The sequence below is a fragment of the Mediterraneibacter glycyrrhizinilyticus genome (assembly GCF_015560805.1).
In the GTDB taxonomy this organism is placed as follows: Bacteria; Bacillota; Clostridia; order Lachnospirales; family Lachnospiraceae; genus Schaedlerella; species Schaedlerella glycyrrhizinilytica_A.
The window spans coordinates 110,713-126,344 of sequence record NZ_JADMSO010000007.1 but is presented as its reverse complement, the minus strand read 5'-3'; the positions used below and the strand labels follow the sequence as shown (position 1 = coordinate 126,344).

The window sequence follows — 15,632 nt, the reverse complement described above, 5'->3', positions numbered from 1 at the left end:
ATACCGCCCCATTTGGAGCAGATAAAGTCATGACCGCCGTCCTCTCCGGCGAAGCCGACATCGGATTCATGGGTTCTGAGTCTTCAATCTATACCTATAATGAGGGGGCAACCGATTATGTTGTAAACTTTGCCCAATTGACACAGCGTGCCGGAAACTTTCTTGTCTCCCGCGAGCCGATCGAAGATTTTCAATGGGAAGATTTGAAAGGTTCCACCGTTCTCGGCGGTCGGAAAGGTGGCATGCCGCAAATGGTTTTTGAATATATTTTAAAACAGCACGGACTGGATCCGGTATCCGATCTTTCCATCAACCAGAATATTGACTTTGGTTCCACCGCAGCTGCCTTTTCGGAGGGAGAGGCTGATTATACCGTCGAATTTGAGCCAGGCGCCACCTCCCTCGAATCCGAAGGAAAAGGATATGTCGTCGCTTCTCTCGGAAAAGACAGCGGTTATGTCCCATACACTGCTTACAGTGCAAAACAGAGTTTTATCGAGGAACATCCTGATGTGATCCAGAGTTTCACAAATGCGCTTCAAAAAGGCATGGATTTTGTTCAGACACACACACCGGGAGAAATTGCCGAGGTGATCGAACCTCAGTTTCCTGAAACAGATTTGGATACGATCACAACGATCGTCACACGATACTATGAACAGAACACATGGAAAGCGGATCTGATCTTTCAGGAAGAAAGCTTTGAACTTCTTCAGGATATTTTGGAAGAAGCCGGCGAACTGGAAAAACGCGCCCCCTATGAGGATATTGTCACGACAGAATTTGCCGAAAAAGCTGTTAAATAATATTTCTGTTTCTTACCATTCCGTTCCTTTCAATCGGTCTGGGCATGTGGAAGCTGCATCTGTGTAAAATCGGATGCAGCTTTTTGACGGATCAGTCCTAAAAAAATATCCGTCACATTTTTTTGGAAGTTTGTTAACATCCTATTCAAATTTATATCACAGTTTCTACACAAGTAAACGATATACTAAGATTGTTCAAAGATAAGAACACTTTTTCATAAACTTTTTCCCCCTTAGAGTCACAGCAATGTGGCTCTTCCTTTTTGCACTTTTTTACTTGCCCCTTTTTCTTGTCTTGTGGTACTATATTCAACAACGCCGTTTCCCTTACAAGCGGCATAAAATCCAGAAGAAAGAAGGTATCCCCCTATGATCGATAAAAAACTGATCCCTGTCGGAGGGCTGAAAAAAGAACCTTTTTCCGGAAGCCACGACGGCATGCGTTATTTTTTTCGTTGCGATGAAAGCAAAGAGACATTCTCTGTATTTGTCTATCCGGAACCATGGAGTTTTGACCGCACCCCCGATGATGAAAAACAATGTTCATCCTTTCCGATGACCGATGCTGGTATGGATGAAGCAATTTCCTGGCTTTTTTCCATATACGAATCTCAAAAAGATCGATGGCAGAATGCAAAAAAAAACTGTATGCATGTTTTGTAAGTTTCATTTCTTTCGTTGAAATTAAGAATTTTCATAATTTCTTCCGTATCTTGTCACAGGTGATTCACATTTCATTGCTATGATAATACCATCATCAGAGAACAGAGATGTATACACATCTTGTCCACTGATCATATCAAAACAGAAGACAATGGCTGTGGATACAGACATGTATTTACGGTCATTGGACTTCGCCTAAAAATTGCAAATTCACGATAATAACAAACAGTGGAGATTGAACTTGATTTTCTCTCTTCTTCCTTTATAAAGACGCCGGCAGATACGGATTTCTCCATCTGCCGGCGTCCCTTATTATTATAATCTTGTTCCAGCGTCCGTGCACAAGGGGAAATACGCCTCAAATCACGTAATTTCGACGCTATTTAACGGATATATCCATTCTGATATGCCATCGTGCGGTTCACACTGTATAATTCGGCGATCGTAGCCTCATAATATGGTCCCGAATAAAATATACCAACAATTCCAAAGCTCAGCATTTCTAAAATTCTCCATCCGATAAAGGTCAGATCCAACACGAATGCGTTCATTTTCTGTCCCATCATCATTCTTTTGCTGATCAAAAATGCTTCCTGACGCTCCATCTCCGGATTTTCTGCTAATATATACGGGATCATCAGATATTCATAGTGTTTGATGATTCCCGGTACGATCAATAAAAGTGTCCAGAGTCCCTCATACAATTGTTTTAAAAACATAGTCAGAACCAATTTCCCGTAATTTCCCGATTTGAATCCAAATCCGAGCATTCCTGCTGAAGGATTCTCTGTCTGGTTCATGATAAAGAAGCGGCATCCCCCGATTTTCAATACATTTCCAACAAAAATATCCAGGAAAAAGAAAATCAGTCCGATAATGCCTGCCACAGCCGCTACGACCATCATTGCTGCCGCAAAGGCGAGAGAATCTCCGCCGCCCCAGTAATATTGATACTCCTCATACGCATTGCTGTATCCCGATGCTCTTCCCGCTGCCATTCCGGCGCTTCCACCAAAAATCGCCATTACAAAACCAACCAAGACCGCCGACCAGTAATTCTTCTGAAACGCACCTTTTGCACGCATTTTCAATTCTGCACTTGTCCACATAAAAAGATGTCCTCCTTTTCCGTTTCCTACATTTTACATAGCGTCGTTGTACTGGGAACAATATGCCCTTTGTATATTGACACTAGTATTATCTTATCACATTTTTTTAAGGAAGACATCTTTATTTACACTATTTTTTTGTAAAATTATCTTCTATTTTGCAGCTTTTTTCTTTTTTTCATACGGCGTATTGTGGATCGGAAGTTTCGTCTGAAGTTCTCCCTGTAGTTTATAATATGCGCCCACGATTGCCGGTGCTGTCGGAATGGACGTGATCTCCCCGATTCCGATCGCTCCGTATCCCGGCTCCACGCCCGATTTCTCTACAATGATCGACTCGATCTCCGGCACTTTATCCGCTTTGAAAAGTCCCAGTGTGCCATACCGTGATACCGGTCTTCCCTCTTTAATCTCATACTGCTCGGTCAGCGCATAGCCCATACTCATGACGATGCCGCCCTCGATCTGCCCTTCCACACTGATCGGATTCACTGCTTTTCCGACATCATGTGCGCCGATCATCTTCTTGATCGTACCGTCTTCATTGAGCACACAGACCTGAGTCGCATATCCGTAAGCGACATGAGATACCGGATTCGGCACGTCGCTTCCCATCTTATCGGTTTTTCCGAGATATTCTCCGTAATACTCGGTTCCGTTCAGTTCTTCCAGTGTTTTTCCGCTCAACGCCTCTTTCAGCTTTAACGCTGCACGTTTTGCCGCCTCTCCGGTCAGTAACGTCTGTCTGGATCCGGATGTCGTACCGGAATCCGGAGAATTCGATGTATTTGGTCTGCAATACACGATCTGTTCATAATCCAATTCAGCAGTCTGGGAAACAACCTGTGTCAATACTGTTCCCAACCCCTGACCGATACAGGATGCTCCGGCGTGGATCTCTGCCTTTCCGTCTTTGATAACAAGACGGCAACGTCCCCAGTCCGGAAGCCCGACTCCTACGCCGGCATTTTTCATCGCACATGCAATTCCGACATACGGTTCGGTATCAAACACTTCCTTGACAGCTTCCAATGTCTCCGCCACTCCCGTAGACGGGTCCGCAATCTGACCATTCGGAAGCACCTGCCCCGGACGGATCGCATTGCGGTATCGGATCTCCCACGGAGTGATGCCGACTTTCTCTGCAAGCAGGTTCAAATTCATCTCCGAACCAAAGCAAGTCTGTGTCACACCAAATCCCCGGAATGCGCCGGCCGGCGGATTGTTCGTGTATACCGCGGTTCCGTCAATATCGATGACCTGAAAATTGTACGGCCCTGCCGCATGGGTACAGGCACGCTGAAGAACCGGTCCGCCCAGTGACGCATACGCTCCGGTGTCTGCCACAACAACCGCTTTCATCGCTGTCAGATAGCCGTTCTCGTCACATGCCGTCGTAATGTCCATCCACATCGGATGTCGCTTCGGGTGGATCGTGATACTCTCCTGTCTGGATAATTTCACTTTTACGATCCGTTTCGTCAGATATGCGATCAGCGCCGCGTGATGCTGTACGCTGACGTCTTCCTTTCCACCGAATCCGCCGCCGACTAATTTATTTTCCACGATCACTTTCTCCGGCGGAAGTCCCAGCATGATACAGCATTCTTTCTGGGTATCATAAATGCCCTGATCCGTCGAATAGATGAATACCCCATCCTCGTCAAACGGCATAGCCACCGCGCACTCCGGCTCCAAAAATGCATGTTCCGTCCACGGCGTTTCATAATGCTGCGTCACTTTATATTTGGAGTTTGCGATCACTTCATCCGCATTTCCGCGTACGAGATGCTCATGTGCCAGGATATTGCCGGACTGATGCACAAGCGGTGCATCTTCTTTCATCGCCTCAAACGGATCCAGCACCGGCTCATACACCTCGTAATCCACTTTGACAAGGCTCTTAGCCTGCTCCAGGACCTCCGGCGTCTCGGCTGCGATCAGACAGATCGCGTCTCCGACATAATGGGTCACGTTTCCGACCGGGATCATCGTATCCCAATCATGTTTCAAATGTCCGACTTTCACGTCTCCCGGAACATCATCCGCGGTAAATACGCCGATCACACCGTCCAGCGCTTTCGCTTCTTCGGCATGGATCGCCAGCACTTTTGCACGCGGATATTCTGCGCGTACCGCGCTTCCGTAGATCATGCCGTCCAGATAAATATCGTCCGGATATTCTCCGGTACCCAATACTTTTTCTGCCGCATCCACGCGCTGGATTTTATCGCCAACTTTTGTAATACCGCTGTTTTCCGATACCGTAAGATTTTCACGGAAGATTTTTCCGCTCAGCAAGATTCCCTCGATAATCTTTTTGTACCCGGTACAACGGCAGATATTATTGCGGATCGCCGCTACAACTTCCAATCGGGTCGGATCCGGATTCACATCCAGAAGTCCTTTCGCACACATGACCATACCCGGAATACAAAAACCACACTGAACAGCTCCGACTGCGCCAAATGCATATGCATATACTTCTTTTTCCCGTTCCGAAAGTCCCTCCACCGTCACGATCGATTTTCCCTCCATTTTGGAGATCATCGGGATGCAGGCCCTTGTTGTCTTTCCGTCCACCAAAACTGTACAAGTTCCGCAGGCGCCCTGACTGCATCCGTCTTTGACGGAAGTCAGGTGCAGGTCATCCCTCAAAAAGCGCATCAGCTTTTTGTCTGTTTCTGCTTCATACATTTTTCCGTTTACCTGAACCGTATACATATTCCCCTTCCCTTCTTTCGGATTTCCCTGCGGAATTCCTTTTTCCGGTTTCTTTATTTCCTGTTTTATTTTTATGCAGATCAAAAAAGATCCAACCTCCGGTCAATATCTCTCAACTCTTCTTCTCTTGTCTCCACACACAGACATTTTTCCCAATGTTTTTCAATCACTGCACGTCCGCCGACATCACCGCTTAACTTCTCCAACTCTGAAAAATACTCCCGATCCCAGAGCACCGGATTCCCGGTCCTGTTTCCATGAGCGGATGCAAGGATCATCCCCGGTCTGTTGACCGCAAGCCGGATCAGCTCCATCATCGTGGACAGACTTAAGCCCGGCTGATCGCAGACACAGAACAAAACACCTTTTACTTCCGGTTCTATCGACTTGCATTTCTCCAATCCTAATTTCAAGGAATGAGAGATCCCCAGTTCCGGCTGATGATTCGCCACGGTGCAGACACCGATCGCTTCCGCCGCTTCTGCGATTTCCTCATACCCGGTCACTAAGATCCTTGGAAATGCACCAAGTCCTGCCAGTTTATCAAGCATATGGCGATATAATGGTTTCCCCTGTACATCCGCCAGAAGTTTATTACTCCCGAATCGGGACGCATTTCCCGCCGCAAGCACGATCACTGCATACTTCCGATAGATCCGTTCAAACTGCACGACCGCTTCCAGCACACCCCCGCCGATCGCACGCGCTTTGTCTGAAATCGTAAAACAATGACTCGTTTCACATCTTGCATCGATGTCTCCGATCTTCAGATCCTTTTCTACGTTCACTCCCTGTTGAAGCATGCCGCGGACAATCCCTGTCATTTTCGCATACACGGGTTCGCCTCCGGTATAAGCAACAATCTCCCCCGTCTCAACAAGATCACCGATCGACGCGACCGGTTCCATCACACCTGCCGACGTCGATTTCAGCAGCCGCTCGATCGTATAACCGCCCACATCTCCCGGAACCCCTGTATTCGGAATTGCCGAACCTCGAAAGATCACGCTTCCCAATGTATGTCCGCGTTTTGTTTCTATGACACAGTGACAGTCTTCTCCTGCCGTAAATCCCGGTCCGACGCCGATCACAAACGGCGCGTCCGTCACTTCTGTTCCCAGATTTTTCTTAGCGAGGATCGCATCGATCAAAACATCCGGCTGATACGCGGTACGGATCGCAGCATGCGGATCTACCAATACCGGTATCTTTCCTGCCTGCTGTGTTTTTCGGATTTCTTCCGGCGTCTGTACCCGCACGCCGGTGATTCCCTCCACGACTGCTTCGCCCTCATAGACCGCCCTGGAAAATGCGACCATTCTCCTCACAGTCAGCGGCTCTTCAATCTCCGTCATCAAGATCGGATATCCACAGTGATGCAGACGTACTGCAATTCCTGTCGCCAGATCCCCGGCGCCTTTGATCAATATTTTCATGTTCCGTCAATCCCCTTTTGCCTTAATTTTACTGTTTCTGCACGAACATTTCCGATCGCTCGGTTTCCTCTGAGAACGTGATCAAAATCCGGCGGTTTCCATATCGTTCCAATTCCCGGCATACTTCTTCTGCCGATTCTTTTCTTTGATCGGTGTCCGCTTTGTTTAAGATCACCCAGTGATCCATACCTCTTTTGACTCCTTTGCATCCGCCGTTTCCGTCCGCTGCAATTTTGGCGAGATCTGCTGCCTCCAGTCTGTCTGTCTCCCGTTTTCCCAGTACCTCTGCTGCCAATTCCGACCGAAAACAGCAGTCACAGATCCTTTGTCCGATGGCATCCAGACCATATACACTACATACCGTCGTCGTCCGGGGAACGATCACCGGCTCATGCGCTGCCGGTACTTTACACGGCATCCGTCTTGCGCCGTCTGCCTCCACGATCACAGGAACTCCCAATTCACAGATTTCTTTAAAAAATACTTCGGAAACGGCTTTCATTTTCTGCATCGGCAGGCTTCCTCCGAGATCTTCCTTTTTCTGCCGTTTTGTCATCGGGATCCCGACCCAGACCTGTCCGTACCGCCTCCTGATCTGCTGTAATTTTTCCATGGATTCTTCTAACAGAAACCACGGCTGATCCCAGATCGCCAGATGTGTCGAGGTCATCACGACAGCCGGATTCCCAACGTCCTTATATTCGTATGCCAAATGCAGAGCGGTCGTTGTCTTCCCCCCTGCACCTGTAATGGATAAAATCGGGGAGACGCTGCCCTCCAACCGGAGAGCTTCCCGATAGCTCTTTTTTTGTGTCATTCTTCCGGATTCATAGCTTAAGATCATATTGGTCTCCCCGATCTCCCGTCTCTTTGACAGTCAGAGGACTTACGCCCTCTTATCCGTCGTCATCATATTTTACACCAAATAAGCATAATCGCTTACCACCGCGTCGATCAGTTTCTGCAGTCCCTCTGCAAGCCGGGTTTCCTCCCCTTTCTTCCAGATGAATTCCTCTCCGAGGTACCGTACTTTACATGTAAGCACATCCCGGTCAAGAACTGTAAATCCCTGGTTTTTACTGTCTGCGAAATCTGCTTCATTTGCAAACAATGTAAATTTGTCCAGATACGGCGCGCTTGTATATGGGCAGAAGCTCTTACAGTTGCCGCACTCGTTACACATATAATCGACATGGATGATCTGGTGTTTCTCCATGCCCGGAACGCGGATCGCTACGTTCGCACGGTTCGGACATACCTCCGTACAATTCTCGCAGATCGTGGAGCATCCGAGACATCTTGTACTCTCGTCTTTTCCGTCTGCTTCCTGACGGAGGATTCCTCTTCTGTTGTAGATCGTCTCTTCGTCCGCAGTCTGATCAAAATCTTTTGCAAGACATTCCCCGATGATCGCTTCCGCCGCCATCTTACCGTCGCGGATTCCCTCGACAACCGTAGCCGGACCTCCCAGTCCGTCACCGACAACATAGACCCCTGCCACGTTGGATTCCAGTGTTTTTTCATTGACAAGTGCCTTTCCGCGCTCGGATACATGCAGTCCGTTTGCTTTGTAGAATGCCGTCGGGACTTTTTCTCCTACCGCCACGATCACGGTATCCGCATCCACTTCCGCAAATTCACCGGTCTCAACAACACCTCTTCTTCCGGATGCATCCAGATCTCCAAGCTTCATCACTTTACAAACAAGTTTTCCTGCTTCCAATCTGACCGGAGCGAGCAGCTCACAGAATTCCACGCCGTCCTCAACTGCCATCTCCAGTTCTTCTGCATCTGCCGGCATGTATCTCTTCGTACGGCGGTAAACAAGGGAAACTTTCTCCACTCCGTTTGTACGTTTTGCCGCTCTCGCCGTATCCATCGCGGTATTTCCTCCGCCGATCACAACGACGTTCTTTCCGATATCGACATTTCCGTCCAGCGCCTTGAACTGTGCCAGGAATTCCAGTGCGTTCATCGTCTCTCCCGCTTCCAATTTCAATGTTCCGGGTTCAAAAGCTCCGACTGCAAGAACCACATTCTCAAATCCCTGTGCTTTCAGCTCGTTCACATCAGCCACTTCCGTGTTGAATACCATTTTGACACCCATTGTCTCGAGGATCTTTGCATCCCGATCAATGGCTTCGTCTGCGATACGGAATCCCGGAATGATATTGCGCACAACGCCGCCCAATGCTTTCTGTTTCTCAAAGATCGTAACGTCCATGCCGCCTTTTCTTAAGAAATACGCTGCTGCCATACCTGCCGGACCTCCGCCGACAACCGCTGCTTTTCCTCTTGTCACTGCCGGTGCGCTCACTTTAGAAAGCCATGCCTCGTAACCATTTTCTGCTGCCACTAATTTCATATTGCGGATATGAACCGGTTCTTCATAGAAATTCCGTGTACATTTATTCATACAATTATGTGCGCAGATCGTACCGGTGATGAACGGAAGCGGGTTCTTCTCCACGATCACTTCCATCGCTTCCTCATACTTGCCGTCGCTCACCAGTTTCAAATATGTCGTGATATCCTGATGGATCGGGCATCCCTCTTTACACGGCGCCACATAACAGTCGATCAGCGGAACTTCCTGTTCCATCTTGCGGGACGGAAGTGGTTTCACTGCTTTGACATGGTGCGGATCTGTCACCGCGTCTTCCGCAAGTTTCTTCGCCGCTTCCACATCGATTCCCTCAAATACGACGCCCTCTTTTTCCAGTTTTTCCGCCATCTGGATCGTACGCAGATATCCGCCCGGCTTCAGCAATGTGGTTGCAAACGTTACCGGCCAGATCCCGGCATTCACGATTCCCTCTATATTATGTGCATCCGCACCGCCGGAATAAGAAATATGGAGTTTTCCGTCGAATTCTTCTGCCAGTTTCGCTGCAAGCGCGATAGAAAGCGGATACAGCGATTTTCCGGACATATACATTTCTTCGCTTGGAAGTTCGTTCTGCATCACATCCACCGGGAATGTATTTGTGATCTTCACGCCGAATTCCAGATTCCGCTCCTCGCAGACTTTCATCAGTCTTGTCAGCATCGGAACCGCATCCTCATACTGCAGGTCATCCAGAAAATGGAAATCGCCGAACGCTACATAATCGTAGCCCATCTCGTCCATTCTCTTTCTTGCAAATTCATATCCCAGCAGCGTCGGATTACATTTGATAAATGTATGGAACCCTTTCACTGTGATCAGATACATCGCGATCTTTTCGATCTCCTGCGGAGGACATCCGTGAAGCGTGGAGATCGTCACGGAATTACAGATCTCCGGTTCGATCGCCTCGATATCTTCTTTTGTCACTTTCTCAAATTTATCCACATTGTCCAACAGATACTGTCTGCATGATCTGAACACTTCGCTGTCCGCCGCATTCTTCATTGTATTTAAGAATGTATCGATCTTCTCGGACTGAATGCCTGCCAGATCATATCCGACGCTGATATTGAACTGGAAGCCGTCTGCCGCACCGAGTCCGAACTCCTTGGAAAATACTTTCAAGAGGAACCACGCCTTAATGTATTCTTCCATTGCCTGCGGTACATACAATTCCGTAGACCACTCGCAGTTATAACACTCATCATCCGCTTTGATACACGGTTTGTTGATACAGGCGGCAAGTTCCGCTCCGTCCATCTTCTGTACCGTCTTCAGTTCAAAGAATCTGCTTCCGGTATAGTAAGCCGCTACGATATTCTGTGTCAGCTGGGTATTCGGTCCTGCCGCCGGTCCGATCGGAGTCTCAAGCGGGCGTCCGAAGATCGTACGGTTATATTTTTCATCTGCCGTATACGCATGTTTCTCACCGAACACTGTGCCATATTTTTTATGCTCTTCCAGAATCCAGTTTACTAATTTATCAAATGAAATCGGTGTCATCATATCACTCATAGATTTTTCCTCCTTTACGAATCCGTCGATCATGCATTGATTCTGTCTGCGAGTTCTTTTGCAGCCTGACGACAGTCTGCCATCACCTTATCTGCATCGATATGGAGAAGCTCGCGGTCTTTCATCAGCACTTTTCCGTTTGCGACAGTTGTCACAACGTCTCTTCCTGTCATACCAAATACAATATGACTGTTGATATTTCCTGCATGAAGCGGTGTCAATGGATTGTAATCCACGATGATCACATCGCCTGCCGCGCCCTCTTTCAATACGCCCAGTTCCTGTTTGAAATAGCGGTTTGCAATCTTTGCGTTCCCCTCAAACAACATCTGCGGAACCTCTCCCCACGCTGCGTTTGCATCGCAGAGATGGTGTTTGTGGAGCACATTTGCCACCTTGTAAGATTCGGTCATATCATGGGTATATCCGTCGGTTCCGAGACCGGTTAAGATTCCCTTGTGTACGATATGCATGGTCGGAGGACATCCGCATGCATTTCCCATATTGGATTCCGGATTATGTACGACCATCGTATTCGTCTCTTTGATCAGATCCATCTCATGCTCATTGATATAGATGCAATGTCCGAGCAATGTCTTCTCTCCAAGGATCCCGCAGTCCATCAGCCGGTCCACGATCCGCTTTCCGTAATGTTTCAGACAGTGATGCAGATCTTCGATTCCCTCTGCAACATGGATATGATAGCCGACTCCATCCGGTTTGTTGGCTGCCGCCAACTCCATCGTTTCGTTTGAGATGGTAAACTGTGCGTGCATTCCCATCATTCCCGCGATCATACCACTGTCGTCTTTCAGTGCATAACGAATAAACTCTGCGTTCTCCATCACAGACGCCCTCGCCTTATCCTTGCCGTCTCTGTCAGAGATTTCGTAACACAGACAGGAACGTACTCCCGTCTCTTTCGCCGCCTTCTCGATCTCAAACAAAGATCCTGTGATCGAACCGAAACTTGCATGATGGTCGAAAATCGTCGTAACTCCGTTCCGGATACAATCGATATAAGTTGCCATCGCACTTAAATAGGTATCATGCAGTGTCAGATTCCGGTCGATCGTCCACCACATTCCATCCAGAATGTCTAGGAATCCTTTCGGATCATATCCGTTGATCGCCATTCCTCTCGCGAAAGAACTATAAATGTGCTCGTGCGCATTGATAAATGCAGGCATGATCACGTTTCCTTTCGCATCAATAAATTCCGCGTCCGGATATGCAGCCTTTACTTCCTCACAACTGCCTACTTTTACGATCGTATTCCCATCGATCGCTACCGCGCCATTCTCCAGATACGGATTCTTCTCGTCGCGTGTGACTAATCTGCCATTTCCTAAAATCAGCATACTCTTCGTCTCCTTTTCTTCTTATTAAAAAATTTACAAAAGAGCCTTATCACCCGTCAGCAAACTCTCCCGGCGGAGGCATACAAATTCTACAAGAATTTCGTCTTGCACGTCGCGCTATATTTTGTATTTTCTTTTGCCCCTGGCATTCTTCGATCCACGCACAAATCATCGAATCTGCCTTTGTTATCTCTAGCATAACATTAAAGAATATGAAATGCAATCACTAATTCTAAAAAAAAATCAGATTATCTAAAAAATTTTTAGAAAACCTATTGAATTTCTTTTTTTTTGGTGCTATGATGGATTCAGAAGCAAAGCAACGATCCATTGAAAGGAATGAAGACTTATGGGAAAACGACTAGATCTACTAATCCAACTGGCACACGGTCTTGCAGTTCAATTCGGCGATTCCTGCGAAATCGTCATCCACGATCTGAAAGCAGAACAATTGGAGCATTCCGTTGTACATATCGAGCACGGACATGTGACAGGGCGTGAGCTCGGAGACGGACCATCCCGAGTCGTATTTGATACGCTGAGCAAAGATCCATCCAAGATCAAGGATCGTCTCGCCTATCTTACGAAAACCGATGACGGACGTATTTTAAAATCAAGCACGATGTTCGTCAGAGGGGACAACGGCACTGTGGAGTATATCTTTTCATTAAATTATGACATCACAGCACTGCTTGCAGTGGAAAGTGCTGTACACGATCTTATCACAACCGAGAAAGAATCCCGTCTTTCCGACAGCGATTCTGATTCCGTTGATGATGCACAACCACAGCAGATCATCCACAATGTCAATGACCTGTTGGACTCTCTGATCGCTCAGGCGCTTTCTCTGGTCGGCAAACCGGTTGCCGCCATGAATAAAGACGATAAGATCGCTGTCGTCAAGTTTTTAAACAACGCCGGTGCATTCCTGATCACCAAATCCGGAGATAAAGTTGCTTCACTTTTGGGAATTTCAAAATTTACGCTTTATAACTACATGGACGCAGGGAACCGGTAGACACATTTCATTCACAAGGAGGTTTTTCAACATGGAAACAATCAAATGGGCAGTCAATCACATGCCGAAAACAGAAGATGCGAATCTGAAAGTTATGGCGCTTGATGAAATTGCAAAAGCCCGCGCATTTCACGAGAGCTTCCCGCAGTACAGCGTGACGCCGCTTACGAAGCTCGACAAGATGGCTGATTTTCTCGGGCTTGGCGAGGTTTATATCAAAGATGAATCTTACCGCTTCGGTTTGAATGCCTTTAAGGTGCTCGGCGGATCTTTTGCAATGGCACGCTACATCGCACAGCAGACAGGAAAAGATGTTTCTGAGCTTCCGTACAATGTCCTGACATCCGATCGGCTCAGAGAAGAATTCGGTCAGGCAACTTTCTTTACCGCTACGGACGGAAACCACGGACGCGGCGTTGCGTGGGCAGCCAACAAGCTGGGACAGAAATCCGTTGTACTGATGCCGAAAGGATCGACGCAGACGAGACTGAACAATATTCTTGCTGAAAACGCAGTGGCTACGATCGAGGAAGTCAACTACGACGAATGTGTCCGCATGGCAAACGACATGGCGATGAAGACAGAGAACGGCGTTATGGTTCAGGATACTGCCTGGGAGGGCTACGAAGAGATCCCGGCATGGATCATGCAGGGATACGGAACGATGGCGATGGAGGCGAACGATCAGCTTCACGAGTACGGATGCGACAGACCGACCCATGTCTTTATCCAGGCAGGCGTTGGTTCTCTTGCCGGAGCTGTTCAGGGATTCTTCGCAAACCGTTATCCGGACAATCCACCGAAAGTGATCGTTGTGGAAGCCGAAGCCGCCGCTTGTCTTTACAAAGGCGCAGCGCTCGGAGACGGCAGCATCCAGATCGTAGACGGCGATATGGTCACGATCATGGCCGGTCTTGCATGCGGCGAGCCGAATACCATTTCGTGGGACATCTTAAAGAATCACGTTGACACCTTTGTTGCCGCTCCTGACTGGGTAGCTGCCAAAGGAATGAGAATGCTGGCTGCTCCGATCAAAGGAGATCCGGCTGTTACTTCCGGAGAATCCGGAGCCGCACCGTTCGGAACGCTTGCCTGCATCATGTGCATGGACGAATACAAGGGATTAAGAGAACATCTCGGACTGGATGAGAATTCCAAAGTTCTGCTCTTCTCCACCGAGGGAGATACGGATCCGGATCGTTACAAATCCATCGTCTGGGACGGAAATGAAATGTAACCTGTAAACTTTACATAAAAAAGAAAAGGAGATTAAAAAATGGATCTGAACAAAATCAAAGAGGCTGCACAGGGATATGAAAAAGACATGACCGCATTTCTTCGTGCGATCGTAAAAAACCCGGGCGAAAGCTGTGATGAGAAAGCCCACATCGACACGATCGCTGCCGAGATGAAAAAAGTCGGATTTGATGAAGTAGTCATCGACCCACAGGGAAATGTCATCGGTTACATGGGAACCGGAGAAAAGATCATCGCATACGATGCACATATCGACACCGTAGGTATCGGAAATATCGAGAACTGGACATTTGATCCATATGAGGGATATGAGACAGAGACCGAGATCGGCGGACGTGGTGTATCCGACCAGTGCGGCGGTATCGTATCTGCCGTATACGGCGCTAAGATCATGAAAGACTTGGATCTAATCCCTGAGGGATGCAAGATCATGGTAGTCGGAACCGTACAGGAAGAAGACTGTGACGGTCTCTGCTGGCAGTACATCATCAACGAAGATAAAGTCCGTCCGGAATTTGTCGTATCCACAGAACCGACTGACGGCGGAATCTACCGCGGACAGAGAGGACGTATGGAAATCCGCATCGACGTGAAAGGGGTTTCCTGCCACGGTTCCGCTCCGGAACGTGGAGACAACGCAATCTACAAGATGGCTGACATTCTTCAGGATGTACGTTCCCTGAACGAGAACGATGACGCAGACGAGACAGAAATCAAAGGTCTTGTAAAAATGTTAAATCCGAAATATAACAAAGACTGGGAAGAGGCTCGTTTCCTCGGTCGCGGTACTGTAACAGTATCTCAGATTTTCTACACATCTCCTAGCCGTTGTGCAGTTGCAGACTCCTGTGCAGTATCTCTTGACCGTCGTATGACATTCGGCGAGACATGGGAAAGCTGTCTGGAAGAGATCCGCAACCTGCCGAACGTAAAGAAATACGGCGACGACGTTGTCGTTTCCATGTACAACTATGACCGTCCGTCTTACACAGGATGTGTATATGAGATCGAATGCTACTTCCCGACATGGGCGATCCCGAAAGACCACAAAGTAACAAAAGCGCTCGAGGAAGCTTACACCGGACTTTACGGCGAGCAGAGAATCGGTGCTGCCGAGACTCTGGAAATGAGACAGTCTCGTCCGCTGACTGACAAATGGACGTTCTCCACAAACGGCGTGTCCATCATGGGACGTAACGGAATCCCATGTATCGGATTCGGTCCCGGAGCAGAAGCACAGGCTCACGCACCAAACGAAAAGACATGGAAACAGGATCTGGTAACTTGTGCCGCTGTATATGCCGCACTTCCAAAATGCTACTGCAAATAATAAAAACAAATACATACACAAACA

The 15,632-nt window shown here is 48.0% G+C and carries 10 protein-coding genes and 1 pseudogene; 5 read left to right on the top strand and 6 right to left on the bottom strand.

Going from position 1 to position 15,632, the window contains the following annotated elements; translation table 11 throughout:
• Nucleotides 1–11: 11 nt before the first annotated feature.
• Together I2H87_RS08805 and I2H87_RS08800 are read left to right on the top strand one after the other, a co-directional pair.
• Nucleotides 12–806, top strand: a pseudogene (locus I2H87_RS08805) (ABC transporter substrate-binding protein); the annotation flags it as partial.
• A gap of 369 nt (nt 807–1,175) precedes the next feature.
• Complete coding sequence (locus I2H87_RS08800; RefSeq protein ID WP_022151705.1) at nt 1,176–1,469, top strand: hypothetical protein; 294 nt, start codon at nt 1,176–1,178, stop codon at nt 1,467–1,469.
• A 383-nt stretch (nt 1,470–1,852) separates the two neighbouring features.
• On the opposite strand, the gene I2H87_RS08795 is transcribed toward I2H87_RS08800, so the two are convergent.
• The 6 genes from I2H87_RS08795 to ssnA all read right to left on the bottom strand — a co-directional run bounded on the left by I2H87_RS08795 (nt 1,853) and on the right by ssnA (nt 12,003).
• Nucleotides 1,853–2,578 carry a DUF975 family protein gene (locus I2H87_RS08795; protein ID WP_195609741.1) on the bottom strand — a complete coding sequence of 242 codons (726 nt, stop codon included), beginning with the start codon at nt 2,576–2,578 and terminating at the stop codon, nt 1,853–1,855.
• 153 nt (nt 2,579–2,731) lie between these two features.
• Nucleotides 2,732–5,302 carry a selenium-dependent xanthine dehydrogenase gene (xdh, locus tag I2H87_RS08790; RefSeq protein ID WP_195609740.1) on the bottom strand — a complete coding sequence of 857 codons (2,571 nt, stop codon included), beginning with the start codon at nt 5,300–5,302 and terminating at the stop codon, nt 2,732–2,734.
• Between the two features lie 80 nt (nt 5,303–5,382).
• A complete protein-coding gene (gene yqeB / locus I2H87_RS08785; RefSeq protein ID WP_195609739.1) occupies nt 5,383–6,738 on the bottom strand; it encodes a selenium-dependent molybdenum cofactor biosynthesis protein YqeB in 1,356 nt (451 codons plus the stop codon).
• 28 nt (nt 6,739–6,766) lie between these two features.
• Nucleotides 6,767–7,582: a selenium cofactor biosynthesis protein YqeC gene (gene yqeC / locus I2H87_RS08780; protein ID WP_009268550.1), complete on the bottom strand. Its 816-nt coding sequence runs from the start codon at nt 7,580–7,582 to the stop codon at nt 6,767–6,769.
• Nucleotides 7,583–7,654: 72 nt separating this feature from the next.
• Nucleotides 7,655–10,642, bottom strand: coding sequence for a putative selenate reductase subunit YgfK (gene ygfK, locus I2H87_RS08775; RefSeq protein WP_195609738.1), 2,988 nt, complete (start codon nt 10,640–10,642; stop codon nt 7,655–7,657).
• Between the two features lie 29 nt (nt 10,643–10,671).
• Nucleotides 10,672–12,003 (bottom strand): putative aminohydrolase SsnA, encoded by a 1,332-nt coding sequence (gene ssnA, locus I2H87_RS08770; RefSeq protein WP_009268552.1) that lies wholly within the window; start codon nt 12,001–12,003, stop codon nt 10,672–10,674.
• Nucleotides 12,004–12,352: 349 nt separating this feature from the next.
• Between ssnA and I2H87_RS08765 the strand changes: the two genes are divergently transcribed.
• The 3 genes from I2H87_RS08765 to I2H87_RS08755 are packed head-to-tail and all read left to right on the top strand — an operon-like array spanning nt 12,353 to nt 15,608.
• Nucleotides 12,353–13,021: a helix-turn-helix transcriptional regulator gene (locus tag I2H87_RS08765; protein ID WP_009268553.1), complete on the top strand. Its 669-nt coding sequence runs from the start codon at nt 12,353–12,355 to the stop codon at nt 13,019–13,021.
• A 31-nt stretch (nt 13,022–13,052) separates the two neighbouring features.
• Nucleotides 13,053–14,258, top strand: a complete 1,206-nt coding sequence (gene dpaL, locus I2H87_RS08760) for a diaminopropionate ammonia-lyase (RefSeq protein ID WP_195609737.1) — start codon at nt 13,053–13,055, stop codon at nt 14,256–14,258.
• Between the two features lie 39 nt (nt 14,259–14,297).
• Nucleotides 14,298–15,608, top strand: coding sequence for a YgeY family selenium metabolism-linked hydrolase (locus I2H87_RS08755; protein WP_117551547.1), 1,311 nt, complete (start codon nt 14,298–14,300; stop codon nt 15,606–15,608).
• The last annotated feature ends 24 nt before the right edge of the window (nt 15,609–15,632 follow it).

Excerpts from the sequence above, each read along its gene's own strand:
- I2H87_RS08800 (WP_022151705.1), top strand. The coding sequence starts at position 1,176 with ATGATCGATAAAAAACTGATCCCTGTCGGAGGGCTGAAAAAAGAACCT.
- I2H87_RS08795 (WP_195609741.1), bottom strand. The coding sequence starts at position 2,578 with ATGTGGACAAGTGCAGAATTGAAAATGCGTGCAAAAGGTGCGTTTCAG.
- xdh (WP_195609740.1), bottom strand. The coding sequence starts at position 5,302 with ATGTATACGGTTCAGGTAAACGGAAAAATGTATGAAGCAGAAACAGAC.
- yqeB (WP_195609739.1), bottom strand. The coding sequence starts at position 6,738 with ATGAAAATATTGATCAAAGGCGCCGGGGATCTGGCGACAGGAATTGCA.
- yqeC (WP_009268550.1), bottom strand. The coding sequence starts at position 7,582 with ATGATCTTAAGCTATGAATCCGGAAGAATGACACAAAAAAAGAGCTAT.
- ygfK (WP_195609738.1), bottom strand. The coding sequence starts at position 10,642 with ATGAGTGATATGATGACACCGATTTCATTTGATAAATTAGTAAACTGG.
- ssnA (WP_009268552.1), bottom strand. The coding sequence starts at position 12,003 with ATGCTGATTTTAGGAAATGGCAGATTAGTCACACGCGACGAGAAGAAT.
- I2H87_RS08765 (WP_009268553.1), top strand. The coding sequence starts at position 12,353 with ATGGGAAAACGACTAGATCTACTAATCCAACTGGCACACGGTCTTGCA.
- dpaL (WP_195609737.1), top strand. The coding sequence starts at position 13,053 with ATGGAAACAATCAAATGGGCAGTCAATCACATGCCGAAAACAGAAGAT.
- I2H87_RS08755 (WP_117551547.1), top strand. The coding sequence starts at position 14,298 with ATGGATCTGAACAAAATCAAAGAGGCTGCACAGGGATATGAAAAAGAC.